Below are 14,473 nucleotides of genomic sequence, written 5' to 3' on the forward strand. Positions count from 1 at the left end.
GAATCGGGCCGGCGGGGGTCCGGGAGCCGAGACGCCGAAGGGCCCGACCGATGCGGTCGGGCCCTTCGGCGTGTGGGTTCGCGGCGCCTCAGCTCAGGCGCAGGTCCGCCTGGACCGGCTTGTGGTCGCTCGGGGTGCTGCCGAGGACCTTCGCGTCGGCCGCGGCCATGCCCCGGTACATGATGTGGTCGATGGCGGCCATCGGGAACGACTCGGGCCAGGTGAAGCCCATGCCCGTGCCCGCCGTGTCCTGGGCGTCGCGCAGGTAGCGGGTGACCGGGCGCAGCGCGCGGTCGTCGGTGGTGCCGTTGAGGTCGCCGACCAGGACCACGTGCGGCGCCGACTCGACCGCGAGCGACGTGGCGAGCCGGTCGATCGTGTGGTTGCGGTCGCCGACGGTGAAGCCGCTCGGGCCGAAGCGCACCGACGCCAGGTGCGCGACGTAGAAGGCGACGTCGCCCTTGGGGGTGGTGATCACGGTGCGCAGCGCCCGGGTGAAGCCCATCCCGACGTCGATCGCCTCGGCCTTGCTCATCGGGAAGCGGACCTTGGTCCACACCGCCACCGTGCCCTCGTGCTGCACATTCGGGTACAGGTCCTTGAGCACGGCGTTGTACTGCTTCCACGCGCCCTCGGGCAGTTCCTCCAGCGCGATCACGTCCGCGCCCGAGCCGAGCAGCGAGCGGGCGGTGCCGGCCGGGTCGGGGTTGCCCGCGTTGACGTTGTGGCTGACCACCCGCAGGTCGTGCGGGCCGCCGCCGCGGCCGGGCAGGAAGAAGCCGCCGAACATGGTCACCCAGACCAGGACCGGCAACATCGTCGCGGCGACCGCGGTCCACGAACGGCGGATCGCCGCGCAGATCAGCAGCAGCGGGACGACCAGGCCCGCCCAGGGCAGGAAGGTCTCGATGAAGCTGCCCCAGTTGCCCGGGGTGTTGGGCACGAGCCGGTGGAAGGCCATCGGCAGCGCGGCCAGCACCGCGAACACCGCGATCACCCGGCCGCGCCGCCACGGCGGGGTGCGCCAGACGCGGACCGCGCCGTCCCGGATCGACTCCCACGACCAACGTGACCCGCGCCGCGGACCGCCGTCGCCGGCCGGCTGCGGCTCGGCTCCGGTATCGGTCGTGGTGGGCCACGTCATGCTGCCTCCTGATGTCCCGGGGGTACGGGTCCCGACTGTCCGCGTCAACGTACGAACAAAACGTCGCCTACGTCGAAACGGACGCCGGGAAGCGGCCGATAGGTTCCCTTTTGGGCTCAGGAGCGAGCGCGGATTCCGCCGAGCAGCGCGTCCGCGAGTTGGCCCGGCAGCTCCGGATCCAGACTCGCGTTCTCCCGTACGAGCTTGCGTACCAGTATGGGGCCCGCGACGAGGTCCATCAGGACTTCCATCGGAAGGTCGGCGCGCAGCTCGCCGGAGTCCACGCCGCGCTGGAGCAGATCCCGCAGGATCGCCCGGCGCTTTTCCACCACCACCTCGTGGTAGCGCCGATGCAGCTCCGGATGGTTGCGGATCTCGCCCGCCACGATCCCCATCAGGCCGTCGCCGCGGTTGTCGATGGCCTGCCGGCGCATGTTGTCCAACACGCTGACCAGGTCTTCGCGCAGCGAGCGGCCCGCGAGTGCCGCCGGGGTCACCTCGGTGGCCTCGATCGCCGCGATGATCAGCGCCTCCTTGCCGGGCCAGCGGCGGTAGATGGTGGCCTTGCCCACCCCCGCCTCCTGGGCCACCGCCTCGACGGACAGGCCGGTGATGCTGCGGTGTTCGGCGAGCAGTCGCCACGTCGCGTGCAGGATCGCCCGTTCGGCCTCCTCGCTGCGGGGCCGACCCCGGCGCGGCTTTTCCGCCGCGCCGGGGTCGTCGAGGTCGATCCCGACGGTGGGGTCGGAGTCGACGGTGGGGTCGGCCGGCGTCGGCTCGACCGCTGATCGGGATGTCGCAGGCTGCATGTCAGACCTTCGCGGAGCGCTGTTCCTCGGCGGGCTCCCCGGGTCGGCCCGCTCCCGGGGCAGTCTGCCCGGCATCGCGGCGCGGCATCCACAGGAACACCACGACCGCGCCGACCAGACCGACCACCGCCGAGCCGATCGAGGCCGCGTGCATCGCGTCGATGAAGCCGTCCTTGGCCGGGTCGACCAGCGCCACGCCCCGGTCGCCGAGCCTGCCGGCGACCGCGAGGGTGGCCTCGACCGAGTCGCCGGCCGGGCCGCGCGGCACGTTCGGCGGCAGCTTGTCGAGGTCGCCGGAGATCCGGTCGCGGTAGACCGAGGACAACACCGAACCCAGGATCGCCACGCCGAGGGCGCCGCCCACCTGACGCACGGTGTTGCTGACCGCGGATCCGGCGCCGGCCTTCTCGCGCGGCAGCGAGGACATGATCGAGTTGGTGGCCGGCGGCATCACGTGCGCCATGCCCGCGCCCTGGAAGAAGAAGACCACGCACAGGACCCAGATCGGCGAGGTGCGGTCCATCCAGAGGAAGGACAGGAAGCTCAGGCCGACCAGCAGCATGCCGCCGGTGGTCACCGCACGCACCCCGAACCGTTTGACCATCACCGAGCTGCGCGCCGAGAACAACAGTTGCGCCACCGCCAGCGGGAGCAGCAGCAGACCGGTCTGCAGCGGGGTGTAGCCGCGCACGCTCTGCAGGTAGAAGGCCATGAAGAAGGTCACGCCCAGGAGCGCGAAGAAGACCAGGCCGATCGCGGCGGCCGCGGCGGAGAACGCCGGGTCGCGGAAGAACCGCACGTCGAGCGAGGGGTGGTCGCTGCGCTTCTCGAACCAGACGAAGAAGGCGAGCACGGCCAGACCGAGCACGATCGTGCCGATCACCTCGACACTGCCCCAGCCCGCGTCGCCGCCGCGGATGATGCCGTAGACCAGCGAGACCAGGCCCGCGATGGACAGCACCACCCCGATCGGGTCGAGCCGGCCCGGCCGGGGGTCACGCGAGTCCGGCACGAGCACCAGCATCGCGACGATGCCGACGATCACGATCGGGACGTTGATCAGGAACACCGAGCCCCACCAGAAGTGGTCGAGCAGCGCGCCGCCGGTGATCGGGCCGATCGCGATCGCCAGACCCACCGCGCCGGACCAGATGCCGATCGCCTTGGGTCGTTCCTGCGGCTCGAAGACGTTGCTGATGATGGAGAGCGTGGCCGGCATCACGAACGCGCCGCCGAATCCCATCACCGCGCGCGCCGCGACCAGTTGCCCCGGACTCTGCGAGTAGGCGGACAGCAGCGAGGCGAGACCGAAGATCACCATGCCGAACAACAGCGTGCGTTTGCGACCGAAGCGGTCGCCCAGGATGCCGGCGGTGAACAGCAGGCCGGCGAAGACCAGCGTGTAGGAGTTGATCGCCCACTGGAGTTCGCTCTGGGTGGCGCCCAAACCCTGGTCCGGGTCGGCGATGGTCTTGATCGCGACGTTGAGGATGGAGTTGTCGAGGACGACGACCAGCAGGCTGATCACCATGACGCCGAGGATGGCCCAGCGCCGGCGGTGTATGTGCTCGTCGACGGTGCGTATGGGGGGAACGTTCGTTGCGGTCACGGGTGAGGCTCGATTCGTACGACGCGGGGACACTGCTCGATGGCCCCAGGCTAACGAGACTTTACGAAACGATACGGTCTCGTATTGCAAAACCTCGGCAAACGTCGCTGCCCGCGATCGGCCCCCGACCCACCCCCGACCCGCCTCCGGCCTCCCGGAATCCCCCGCCCGACGCCTCTGTTGTGCTGTTCGGAGGCATGTCACCATGGCCTTGTCCGGGGACGCCGTCCGAGCGCCTCGAGTCGGGAGAACACCATGTCCAGCAACAAGTCCGCGCAGTCGATATCCGCTTCGGCCGAGGGTCCGGGACTGACCCTGTACGGCGGCGACGGAACCGGGCGCCGGGTCACCGTGCGCGACCTGGCCCGGGCCAAGCGGGCCGGCGAGCGGTGGCCGATGCTCACCGCGTACGACGCGATGGTCGCCTCGGTCTTCGACGACGCGGGCATCCCCGTACTTCTGGTCGGCGACTCGGCCGGCAACAACCACCTCGGCTACGAGAACACCGTGCCGGTCACGATGGACCAGCTCGTGATGCTCACCGGCTCGGTCGTGCGCGGCACCAAGCGCGCGCTGATCGTGGCCGACCTGCCGTTCGGCTCGTACCAGGAATCCCCCGAGCAGGCGCTGCGCAACGGCGTGCGCTTCCTCAAGGAGGCCGGTGCCGGCGCGGTCAAGCTGGAGGGTGGACGGCGCTCGGTGCCCCAGGTCGAGGCCCTGGTCGCCGCGGGTGTCCCGGTGATGGCCCACCTCGGGCTCACCCCGCAGTCGGTGCACGCCTTCGGCGGCTACCGGGTGCAGGGGCGGGACGCGGAGAGCGCCGAGCAGTTGATCGCCGACGCCAAGTCGATGCAGGCCGCGGGCGCGTTCGCGGTGGTCCTGGAGTGTGTGCCGGAGGAACTGGCCACCCGGGTCACCGACCTGCTCGACATTCCCACCGTCGGCATCGGCGCGGGCGCGGGCACCGACGCGCAGGTGCTGGTGTGGACCGACATGGCCGGCATGACCACCGGCCACACCCCCAAGTTCGTCAAGCGGTACGTCGACCTCCGCGCCGCGCTCGGCGACGCCGCCAAGGCGTTCGCCGGCGATGTGGTCGGGGGTGCCTACCCGGCCCCTGAACACGCGTTCCACTGAGTGTCCCGGAAGGGCCGTACGATGCGAACTCCCGGTCGTACGGCCCTTCCGCCTGTCTGGAGCAGTTCGTGACGCACCCCTACGGAGATTACGGCCGCCGCCCCGCGGCCGGCTCGCTGCGCCATGTGCGGCCGAGCCCGGTCTTCCTCGCCATCGTCGCGGTCTGCGTCGCCTCGGGCTGGTACGCGTGGCACGACGACGGCACCTCCGAGCCCGCCACCCGCACCAGCGTGTTCCTGCTGGTCATGTCGGGCTGGCTGGTCTCGTTGTGCCTGCACGAGTTCGCGCACGCCTTCGCCGCGCTGCGCTCGGGCGACCACAGCGTGGTGGGCAAGGGCTATCTCACCCTGGACCCGCTCAAGTACAGCGACCCGCTGCTGTCCTTCATCCTGCCGACCGTCTTCGTGCTGCTCGGCGGGATCCCGCTCAGCGGCGGCGCGGTCTACCTGGACCGCGGCGCGATCCGCGGCCGGGCCCGCAACAGCGTGGTGTCGGCGGTCGGACCGCTGACCAACGCCGTGCTGGCCGGCGTGCTCGCCCTGCTCCTGTCGTCCGGCGTGGTGGACGGGGCGAGTGCCACCTTCGTGGCCGCGTTCTCGTTCCTGATCCAGCTCCAGGTGATCGCGGCGGTGCTCAACCTGCTGCCGGTGCCGGGTCTGGACGGCTACGGCGTACTGGAGCCGTGGTTGCCCTTCGAGTTCCGCCGGGCCATCGCGCCGTACGCGCCCTACGCGATCCTGTTCCTGTTCGCGCTGCTGTGGTCGCCGTCGGTCAACCACTACTTCTACGACGTGGTCGACCACATCACCGACGCGCTGGACGTGTCGCCGTACCTGGCCAACGACGGCTACCGGCTGTTCCGCTTCTGGTCCTGAGCGTCCGCGTCCCCCGCCGGGTCCCCGCCCCGCCGCCACGGCCGGCTCGGCCGCCTCGGCGGCCGGGTCTCGTCGGGCGTCAGGTGGTGTTCGGGCACCTCGTAGCGGTGCAGGTAGCTCCCGATGAACGCCTGCGCGGTGGCCGTCACCGGGATCGCGATCAACGCGCCCACCGCGCCGAGCAGCGCGGCACCCGCGATCACCGAGCCGAACGCCACCGCCGGGTGGATCTCCACCGTGCGCGCGGTGATCCTCGGGTGCAGCAGGTAGTTCTCGAACTGCTGGTAGGCGGTCGCGAACAGCACCACCCACACGGCGGTCGCCGGGCTCACCGTCAGCGCGATCAGCGCGGGCAGCACGATCGCGATGTAGGTGCCCACGGTCGGCACGAACTGCGAGATCAGCCCGACCCACAACGCCAGCGGGATCGCGTACGGCAGGTCCAGCACCAGGAACGCGACGTAGTGCGCGAACGCCGAGATCAGCGCGAGCGCGGCGCGCGAGTAGAGGTAGCCGCCGGTCTTGTCGATCGCGATCTCCCACCCGCGCAACACCTCGGCCTGCCGGCCCGGCGGCAGCAGCGAGCACACCGCGCGCCGCATCCGCGGGCCCTCGGCGGTGAAGTAGAAGGTGAACAGCGCGATGGTGAAGAGCTGGAACAGCGCGCCGACGATCCGGGCGGACCAGCCGAGCGCGTGGTTCGCCACCTGCTCGGCGTAGCCCTGCACGGTGCCGGCGTCCTTGAAGATCTTCCCCTGGATCTTGTCCACGGTCAGATCGGTGCCGAAGGTGCGGTTCACCCACGCGACCAGGTCCTCGAGGTAGCGCGGCAGATGGTTGGCGAACGCGACCACCTGGTCCACCAGGAGCGAGCCGACCACCGCCAGGAATCCCGCGCAGGCCAGGAGGACCACCACGAACGCGATCCCGGTGGCCACGCCGCGCCGCATCCCGCGGCGGGCGAGCCGATCCACGGCCGGCTCGAACGCGAGCGCGAGGAAGAAGGCCACCAGCAGGTCGATCAGCAGCGTGCGCAACTGGCCCAGGGTCCAGCCGAGCAGCCGGAAGCCGGCGATCATCACGAGGACCAGGAGCACCGCCCGCGGCAACCAGGACGGCATGCGGTCGCGCGCCGCGACCCGGGTGGTCCGGGTGTCGGGTGTGGTCACGTGGGCTCCCTGTCCGGTCGCGCGGCATGTGTGGTGCCTTGCGTCGTATGACAGAAAGAGACTAGAGCGTCACGCTGGGTCGTTTTGTGCAGATTCGCCCGCACGGACCGGCGCGGACCCGCCGGGTCCCGGCCCGGTCGCCGTCGCGGGGGTCAGGCGCGTTTGGTGGTCGGCAGGTCCATCGACACGCACACGCCCCGCCAGACGTCCTTGGCCTCGATGCCCGCCGCCAGCGCCTCGTGCACGGTACGCCCGCCCAGTTCGGACATCACGTGGTCGCGGGCGAAGGACTCGAAGTACGAGTCGCCGAAGTGCGCGCGCATGCGTCGCCAGAAGTCGGTGAGTCCCATGCGACCAGTATCCCGGTGTCGGCCGACCGACCCGCCGCCCGCATCCGCCGCCCGCCTGTCGAGCGACGCGAATGTCGGAGCCACCCGGCACCATGGGGAGTTATGCCACACGACGATTCCGCTTCCGTCCTGGCCGGCTTCTCCCCCGCCACCCGGGCGTGGTTCACCGGCGCCTTCCCCGCGCCGACCCGGGCCCAGGAGGGCGCCTGGCGGGCGATCGCCGAGGGCAAGGACGCGCTGGTCGTCGCCCCGACCGGTTCCGGCAAGACGCTCGCCGCCTTCCTGTCCGCGCTCGACCGGCTCGCCGCCGAGCCGGTGCCGGAGGATCCCCGGCGACGTTGTCGGGTGTTGTACATCTCGCCGCTCAAGGCGCTGGCGGTCGACGTCGAGCGCAACCTGCGCAGCCCGCTCACCGGCATCCGGCAGGCGTCCGTGCGGCTGGGCCTGCCCGAGCCCGAGGTGACCGTGGGCGTGCGCTCCGGCGACACCCCCGCCGCCGATCGGCGCCGGTTCGCGACCAGGCCGCCCGACATCCTGATCACCACGCCCGAGTCGCTGTTCCTGCTGCTGACCTCGCAGGCCCGCGAGGCGCTGCGCGGGGTGGACACGGTGATCGTGGACGAGGTGCACGCGGTCGCCGGCACCAAACGCGGCGCGCACCTGGCGCTGAGCCTGGAGCGGCTGGACGAACTCCTGGAGCGGCCCGCCCGCCGGATCGGCCTGTCGGCGACCGTGCGCCCGGTCGACGAGGTGGCCCGGTGGATGCGCGCCACGGGCGAGGTGCACGTGGTCCAGCCGCCGTCGGCCAAGACGTTCGAGCTGTCCGTGGTGGTGCCGGTCGAGGACATGGGCGAGTCGGGCGGCGGCACCGGCGACTTCGACGAGGCCGGCAACGAGCGCAGGACCTCGGTGTGGCCGCACGTCGAGGAGCGCATCGTCGACCTGATCCAGGCGCACCGCTCGACCATCGTGTTCGCCAACTCGCGCCGCCTGGCCGAGCGGCTGTGCGGCCGGCTGAACGAGATCGCCTACGAGCGGGCGACCGGCGAGGAGTTGCCGCAGGACGCGTCGCCGGCCGAGCTGATGGCCCAGGCCGGCAGCAGCAAGGGGGCGCCGCCGCTGCTCGCCCGGGCCCACCACGGCTCGGTGTCCAAGGAGCAGCGGGCCGCGGTGGAGGAGGATCTGAAGGCCGGCCGGCTGCCCGCGGTGGTGGCCACCTCCAGCCTGGAGTTGGGCATCGACATGGGCGCGGTGGACCTGGTCGTCCAGGTCGAGTCGCCGCCGTCGGTGGCCTCCGGCCTGCAGCGGGTGGGCCGGGCCGGCCACCAGGTGGGCGCGGTCTCCCGGGGTGTGGTCTTCCCGAAGTTCCGCGGCGACCTGGTGCAGACCGCGGTGGTCACCGAACGGATGCGCGAGGGTGCGATCGAGTCGGTGCGCGCGCCGCGCAATCCGCTGGACGTGCTCGCCCAGCAGATCGTCTCGATGGTCTCGGTCGAGGACCGCGACGTGGACGCGCTGCTCGCGCTGATCCGCCGGGCCGCGCCGTTCACCGCGCTGCCCGCGTCGGCCTTCGAGGCGACCCTGGACATGCTCGCGGGCCGCTATCCCTCCGACGCGTTCGCCGAGTTGCGCCCGCGCGTCGTGTGGGATCGGGTGGCCGGCGTGTTGTCCGCCCGCCCGGGCGCGCAGCGGCTCGCGGTCACCTCCGGCGGCACCATCCCCGACCGCGGCCTGTTCGGGGTGTTCCTGGTCGCGGGCGAGGCGAAGTCGCGCGTGGGCGAGTTGGACGAGGAGATGGTCTACGAGTCGCGCGTGGGCGACGTGTTCACGCTCGGCACCTCCTCCTGGCGGATCGAGGACATCACCCACGACAAGGTGCTGGTCTCGCCCGCCCCCGGAGTGCCCGGCAAGCTGCCCTTCTGGCACGGCGACGCGCTCGGCCGGCCGGTGGAACTGGGCCGCGCGCTGGGCGCGTTCGTCCGCGAGGTGGGCGCGCTGCCGGCGGATCGGGCGCGCGAGCGGGTGGCCGCCGCGGGCCTGGACCCGTGGGCGGTGGACAACCTCCTCGGCTACCTGGGCGAGCAGCGCGAGGCGTGCGGCCACGTCCCCGACGACCGGACCATCGTGGTCGAGCGCTTTCGCGACGAGTTGGGCGACTGGCGGGTGGTGGTGCACTCGCCGTTCGGCGCGCAGGTGCACGCGCCGTGGGCGCTGGCCATCGCGGCCCGGCTGCGCGAGCGCACCGGACTGGACGTACAGACGATGCACGGCGACGACGGGATCGTGCTGCGGCTGCCCGACACCGGCGACCCGTTCGGCGACGCCCCCGAGGACCTCGCGGCCGGTGCGCTGCCACCGGACTTCGCGGTGTTCGAGGAGGCCGAGGTGGAGCCGCTGGTGACCGCCGAGGTGGGCGGCTCGGCGCTGTTCGCGTCGCGCTTTCGCGAGTGCGCGGCCCGGGCGCTGCTGCTGCCGCGCCGGATGCCGGGTCGGCGCACCCCGCTGTGGCAGCAACGGCAGCGTTCGGCCCAACTGCTCGCGGTGGCGAGCGAGTACGGCTCGTTCCCGATCGTCCTGGAGACGATGCGCGAGTGCCTTCAGGACGTGTTCGACGTGCCCGGGCTGACCGGGCTGATGCGCGACATCGCCACGCGCGCGGTGCGCATCGTCGAGGTGACCACGACCGAACCGTCGCCGTTCGCCCGCTCGCTGCTGTTCGGCTACGTCGCGCAGTTCATGTACGAGGGCGACTCGCCGCTGGCCGAGCGGCGGGCGGCGGCGCTGGCGCTGGACTCGCGACTCCTCGCCGAGTTGCTGGGGCAGGCCGAGCTGCGCGAGTTGCTGGATCCGGAGGTGTTGGCGCGCACCGAGAGCGAGTTGCAGCGGCTGGCCGAGGATCGCCGGGTGCGGGACGCGGAGGGGGTCGCGGATCTGCTGCGGCTGCTCGGACCGCTGACCACCGCCGAGGTGGCGGCGCGGGCCGAGGCGGGCTTCGAGCAGGAGTGGCTGACCGGTCTGGAGCGGGCCCGCCGGGTGATCCGGGTGCGGATCGCGGGCGAGGAGCGCTGGGCCGGCATCGAGGACGCCGGCCGACTGCGCGACGCGCTGGGCACGCCGCTGCCGGTCGGGGTCCCCGAGGCGTTCACCGAGCCGGTCAAGGACCCGCTGGGCGACCTGCTGGCCCGGCACGCGCGTACACACGGGCCGTTTCGCGCGGGCGAGGCCGCGGCTCGGTTCGGCCTGGGCGTCGCGGTGACCACCGGCACGCTGGAGCGGTTGGCCGCGAACGGGCAGGTGGTCTCCGGCGAGTTCCGCCCGGGCGGGTCCGGCCTGGAGTGGTGCGGCGCCGAGGTGTTGCGGATGCTCCGCCGTCGCTCGCTGGCCGCGCTGCGGCACGAGGTGGAGCCGGTGCCGCCGGTCGCCCTCGCCCGCTTCCTCACCACGTGGCAGGGCGTGGGGGCGAGCGGGGTGCGCGGCCTGGACGGCCTGGTCCGGGTGATCGAGCAGTTGCAGGGCGCGAGCGTGCCCGCGTCGGCGCTGGAGAAGCTGGTGCTGCCCTCGCGCGTGGTCGGCTACACGCCCGCGATGCTGGACGAGTTGTGCGCGGCGGGCGAGGTGCTCTGGGCCGGACACGGCGCGCTGCCCGGCAAGGACGGGTGGCTCTCGCTCTACCTCGCCGACGCGGCGCCCTACCTGTTGCCGCCTCCGGTGCCGCTGGACACGGGCGATCTGCACCGGGCGATCCTGACCGCGCTCGACGGCGGATACGCGCTGTTCTTTCGGCAGTTGACCGAGCGGCTGGCCCCGGAGGCCCCGGCGTCGGAGGCCGCGATCGCCGAGGCGCTGTGGGACCTGGTGTGGGCCGGGCGGGTCACCGGGGACACGCTCACCCCGCTGCGCGCGCTGCTCGGCTCGGGGCGCACCTCCGGCTCGACCGCGCACCGGGCCCGGCGGGCGACCCCGCGCGGGCGGTACGCGGGCCTGAGCCGGGGCCGCCCCGTGGCGAGCGCGCGCACCGGGCCGCCGACCGTGGCCGGGCGCTGGTCGCTGGCCCCGGTGCCCGAGCCGGACCCGACCCGGCGCGCCCACGCACTGGCCGAGACGCTGCTCGACCGGCACGGCGTGGTCACCCGCGGCGCGGTGGTCGCCGAGGGCAGCCCCGGCGGCTTCGCGGCGGCGTACAAGGTGCTGAGCGTGTTCGAGGAGGGCGGCCGGGTCCGGCGCGGCTACTTCGTGGAGGGCCTGGGCGCGGCCCAGTTCGCCGCCGACGGCGCGGTGGACCGACTGCGGGCGGTGCACAACGCGAGCGAGCGCCGCGAGCCGCACGAGCGGCCCGACGCGGTCGTGCTGGCCGCCGCCGACCCGGCCAACCCGTACGGCGCCGCGCTGCCCTGGCCGGACCGGCCCGGCGAGGCCGGCGGCGGCCACCGGCCCGGACGCAAGGCCGGCGCGCTGGTGATCCTGCTCGACGGCGAGCCGATCCTGTACGTCGAACGCGGCGGTCGCACCCTGCTGTCCTGGACCGACGACCCGGATCGGGTGGGTCCGGCGGCCGAGGCGCTGGCCGACGCGGTGCGCGCGGGAGCGCTGGGCAAGCTGACCGTGGAGAAGGCCGACGGCGCCGAGGTGCTGACCTCCTCGCTGGGCAAGGCGCTGGAGGCGGCCGGGTTCCATGCCACCCCGAAGGGGCTCCGCCTCCGAGGGTGACATCGTTTCGTTACACGAGCGCCCGGTCCGCGAAACACCCCGGTCATGTACATCCCGCAGGATCGTGGTCACGGACGGCGACCCGGGAGCGATCCCGGTGGACCGACCGGCACCATCCCGCCCGTGGCGACCCTGCACGCGTCACGGTCGGGTGCACTCGGATCCGGCGTCGCGGACGTGTTCCTGGCCGCGCGTTCGCGACGTCGGTCCGGGTACCGCGAAGCAGCGCGCGTCCCGTGGCGTCACCGACCCCCGGGGGCGGCCGCACCGACGGGTCCGGGGGGACTCGGGGGCCGGCCCCGGGCCGGACGCGCGGGCACCGGCGCGGTCGGGACAATGGCGGCATGCCCGAAGGCGACACCGTGTACCAGGCGGCGCGGCGACTGCGCGCGGCCCTCGTGGACCGAGAGCTGACCGTGACCGACTTCCGGGTGCCCGCGTTGGCGACGGTGGATCTGACCGGCCGCTCGGTACTCGAGGTCGTCCCGCGCGGCAAACACCTGCTGACCCGGATCGAGGGCGGCGTCACGCTGCACACCCACCTGCGGATGGACGGCACCTGGCACGTCCAGGACACCGGCGCGCACCCGCTGCCCCGCCCCTGGCACGCGATCCGACTGGTGCTGGCCAATGCCGCGCACACCGTGGTGGGGATGCGGATGCCGGTGGTGGAGCTGCTGCGCGGCGCCGACGAGTCGACCGTCGTCGGGCATCTGGGCCCGGACCTGCTCGGCCCGGACTGGGACGCGCCGGAGGCGGCCCGTCGGCTGGCCGCCCGCCCGCGCCGGCCGATCGGCGAGGCGCTGCTCGATCAGCGCAATCTGGCCGGGATCGGCAACGTGTACCGGGTCGAGCTGTGCTTCCTGCGCGGCGTCGCGCCGTGGACCCCGGTCGCCGAGGCCGGCGACCCGCTCGCCTGGACGGTACTGGCCCAGCGCCTGCTCGCGGCCAATCGGGACCGGGTCGGGCACGTCACCACCGGCGACACCCGGCCGGGTCGGCGCCACTGGGTCTACGGGCGCGCCGGTCGCCCGTGCGCGCGCTGCGGTACCGGGATCCGGCGGGCCGACCTGGGCGATCCGCCGAGGGTGACCTTCTGGTGTCCGCGCTGCCAGCCGTCACCCGATGGAGGTACACCCGGTGACCGACGACCGGGTGGTTCGTCGTACCGGGCATGACCCCTCCCCGGATCCTGCCCGTCCTGGTGCTGCCCGCGCTGTTCCTGGCCTCGGCCGGCTGTACCTCGGTGTCCGCGCCGACCCCCGCACCGCGTCCGCAGACCCCGCCCGCGGCCGCCGCGCCGCACGGGCCGACCGACACGCCCTCCCCCGTCGACCCGCTCGCCGGCGAACCCGCGCCTGCGATCACCGCCATGGCGGGCGGCTCGGCCGAGCCGACCCCGACCGAGCCCCCGACGCCGCCGGCGGGCGAGCCCGCCGAGGACGCCGCGCCGCCGGCCGGCCGCCCGCGCCCCCGGGCCGGGATCGCACCGGCCCACCCGCCCCGTTCCGCGCACACCGGCGACGGTCGGACCGGACGGCCGGCGCGTGTGCGCACCGACCCCTGCGACGCCCTCGCGGCGGCCGGCGTGTTCCCCGCCGGCGGCGAGACGCACCGCTGGTGCCGCCGCCAGGAGGGCCTGCGGTGACGCCGATCTCCCCGGCCCACACCTTTATTGACTGTTCGTCAGATGGCTCGTACGGTCGGCGCGCCATACTCGACCAGCGCCGGGAGGTCACCCGTGTTCCGTGAAGCCCTCGATCTGACCGGCCGGGTCGCCGTCGTCACCGGCGCGGCGTCGGGCATCGGCCGCTCCAGCGCCGAGGTGCTGGCCGAACTGGGCGCGACCGTGGTCTGCGCGGACATCCACGAGGCCGGGGCGCAGGAGACCGCGAAGGCGATCGTGGCCGCCGGCGGCGCCGCGACCGCCGCCGCCGTGGACACCTCGCGGGCCGCGCGGGTGGACGCGCTGATCGACGACACGGTCGCCGCGCACGGCCGGCTCGACGTACTCGCCAACATCGCCGGGGTGATGCACCTGAGCACGGTGATCGAGACCGAGGAGGCCGACCTCGACCGGGTCCTGGCGATCAACTTCAAGGGCGTCTTCTTCGGCTGCCGCGCCGCCGCGCGGGTGATGTCGGCGCAAGGCTTCGGCAGCATCGTCAACATGGCCTCCGGCGCCGTGGACACCGCCACCTCCGGGCTGCTGTGCTACGGCGCGGCCAAGGCCGCGGTGGTGCAGTTGACCAAGACGCTGGCCACCGAGGTCGGCCCGCGCGGCGTCCGGGTCAACGCGGTCGCGCCGGGCTGGATCGTCACCGGGATGACGGGCCGGCACTGGACCGACGCGGACGGCAACGAGGACGAGGAGCGCAAGGCCGCCGTCGCCGCGCCGATGGCCCGGATGGCCCCGCTGCGCACCGTCGGCGAGCCCACCGACATCTCCTACGCGGTGGCCTACCTCGCCTCGGACGCCGCCAAGTTCGTCACCGGTCAGATCCTGCGCCCCAACGGCGGCGTCGCGATGCCCTGGTAGACCGCCCGCCGTCGGTCCCGCCCGTGCCGAGGCCCCGTCTCCCGATGTCGGGGACGGGGCCTCGGTGTCGTGTTCGGGTCGATCGGGCCCGGTGTCCGGCGCGCGACACCCGGCGGGTGCCCGGCGTGCGGACG

11 protein-coding genes are annotated in these 14,473 nt (G+C 73.3%); 6 read left to right on the forward strand and 5 right to left on the reverse strand.

The features are described from left to right. Window positions 1–88: 88 nt before the first annotated feature. The 3 genes from EMA17_RS19745 to EMA17_RS19755 form a co-directional block, all read right to left on the reverse strand. Window positions 89–1,144 (reverse strand): endonuclease/exonuclease/phosphatase family protein, encoded by a 1,056-nt coding sequence (locus EMA17_RS19745; RefSeq protein WP_126638391.1) that lies wholly within the window; start codon window positions 1,142–1,144, stop codon window positions 89–91. Window positions 1,145–1,260: 116 nt separating this feature from the next. Beyond that, entirely contained in the window at window positions 1,261–1,953 is a 693-nt protein-coding gene (locus tag EMA17_RS19750; protein WP_160161471.1) for a TetR/AcrR family transcriptional regulator, read from the reverse strand. Between the two features lies 1 nt (window position 1,954). Beyond that, the gene (locus EMA17_RS19755) at window positions 1,955–3,562 is read right to left on the reverse strand and encodes an MFS transporter (RefSeq protein ID WP_126638393.1); all 1,608 of its coding nucleotides are present in this window, start codon (window positions 3,560–3,562) and stop codon (window positions 1,955–1,957) included. 255 nt (window positions 3,563–3,817) lie between these two features. On the opposite strand from EMA17_RS19755, the gene panB reads away from it, so the two are divergent. Further along, window positions 3,818–4,699 carry a 3-methyl-2-oxobutanoate hydroxymethyltransferase gene (gene panB / locus EMA17_RS19760; protein ID WP_126638394.1) on the forward strand — a complete coding sequence of 294 codons (882 nt, stop codon included), beginning with the start codon at window positions 3,818–3,820 and terminating at the stop codon, window positions 4,697–4,699. A gap of 68 nt (window positions 4,700–4,767) precedes the next feature. Beyond that, window positions 4,768–5,574 (forward strand): site-2 protease family protein, encoded by an 807-nt coding sequence (locus tag EMA17_RS19765; protein ID WP_126638395.1) that lies wholly within the window; start codon window positions 4,768–4,770, stop codon window positions 5,572–5,574. Here EMA17_RS19765 and EMA17_RS19770 read toward each other — a convergent pair. Beyond that, window positions 5,547–6,743, reverse strand: coding sequence for an AI-2E family transporter (locus EMA17_RS19770; protein WP_126638396.1), 1,197 nt, complete (start codon window positions 6,741–6,743; stop codon window positions 5,547–5,549). The two genes, EMA17_RS19765 and EMA17_RS19770, sit on opposite strands and share 28 nt — an antisense overlap. 152 nt (window positions 6,744–6,895) lie before the next feature. Further along, window positions 6,896–7,093, reverse strand: coding sequence for a DUF3046 domain-containing protein (locus tag EMA17_RS19775; protein ID WP_126638397.1), 198 nt, complete (start codon window positions 7,091–7,093; stop codon window positions 6,896–6,898). A 102-nt stretch (window positions 7,094–7,195) separates the two neighbouring features. Here EMA17_RS19775 and EMA17_RS19780 point away from each other — a divergent pair, with 102 nt between their 5' ends. The 4 genes from EMA17_RS19780 (at window position 7,196) to EMA17_RS19795 (ending at window position 14,339) form a co-directional block, all read left to right on the forward strand. After that, on the forward strand, window positions 7,196–11,800 hold the full coding sequence (locus tag EMA17_RS19780; RefSeq protein ID WP_126638398.1) for an ATP-dependent helicase: 4,605 nt from the start codon (window positions 7,196–7,198) through the stop codon (window positions 11,798–11,800). Between the two features lie 344 nt (window positions 11,801–12,144). Further along, window positions 12,145–12,978 (forward strand): DNA-formamidopyrimidine glycosylase family protein, encoded by an 834-nt coding sequence (locus EMA17_RS19785; protein ID WP_126638399.1) that lies wholly within the window; start codon window positions 12,145–12,147, stop codon window positions 12,976–12,978. Beyond that, a complete protein-coding gene (locus EMA17_RS19790) occupies window positions 12,975–13,448 on the forward strand; it encodes a hypothetical protein (protein WP_126638400.1) in 474 nt (157 codons plus the stop codon). Before EMA17_RS19785 ends, EMA17_RS19790 begins: the two co-directional genes overlap by 4 nt. Before the next feature lie 93 nt (window positions 13,449–13,541). Then, the gene (locus EMA17_RS19795) at window positions 13,542–14,339 is read left to right on the forward strand and encodes an SDR family NAD(P)-dependent oxidoreductase (RefSeq protein WP_126638401.1); all 798 of its coding nucleotides are present in this window, start codon (window positions 13,542–13,544) and stop codon (window positions 14,337–14,339) included. The last annotated feature ends 134 nt before the right edge of the window (window positions 14,340–14,473 follow it).

It is taken from the genome of Embleya hyalina (assembly GCF_003967355.1).
Lineage (GTDB): Bacteria > Actinomycetota > Actinomycetes > Streptomycetales > Streptomycetaceae > Embleya > Embleya hyalina.

What these genes read in the sequence shown, in the direction of transcription:
- EMA17_RS19790 (WP_126638400.1), top strand. Translation starts at nt 12,975, where the DNA reads ATGACCCCTCCCCGGATCCTGCCCGTCCTGGTGCTGCCCGCGCTGTTC.
- EMA17_RS19750 (WP_160161471.1), bottom strand. Translation starts at nt 1,953, where the DNA reads ATGCAGCCTGCGACATCCCGATCAGCGGTCGAGCCGACGCCGGCCGAC.
- EMA17_RS19785 (WP_126638399.1), top strand. Translation starts at nt 12,145, where the DNA reads ATGCCCGAAGGCGACACCGTGTACCAGGCGGCGCGGCGACTGCGCGCG.
- EMA17_RS19775 (WP_126638397.1), bottom strand. Translation starts at nt 7,093, where the DNA reads ATGGGACTCACCGACTTCTGGCGACGCATGCGCGCGCACTTCGGCGAC.
- EMA17_RS19745 (WP_126638391.1), bottom strand. Translation starts at nt 1,144, where the DNA reads ATGACGTGGCCCACCACGACCGATACCGGAGCCGAGCCGCAGCCGGCC.
- EMA17_RS19780 (WP_126638398.1), top strand. Translation starts at nt 7,196, where the DNA reads ATGCCACACGACGATTCCGCTTCCGTCCTGGCCGGCTTCTCCCCCGCC.
- panB (WP_126638394.1), top strand. Translation starts at nt 3,818, where the DNA reads ATGTCCAGCAACAAGTCCGCGCAGTCGATATCCGCTTCGGCCGAGGGT.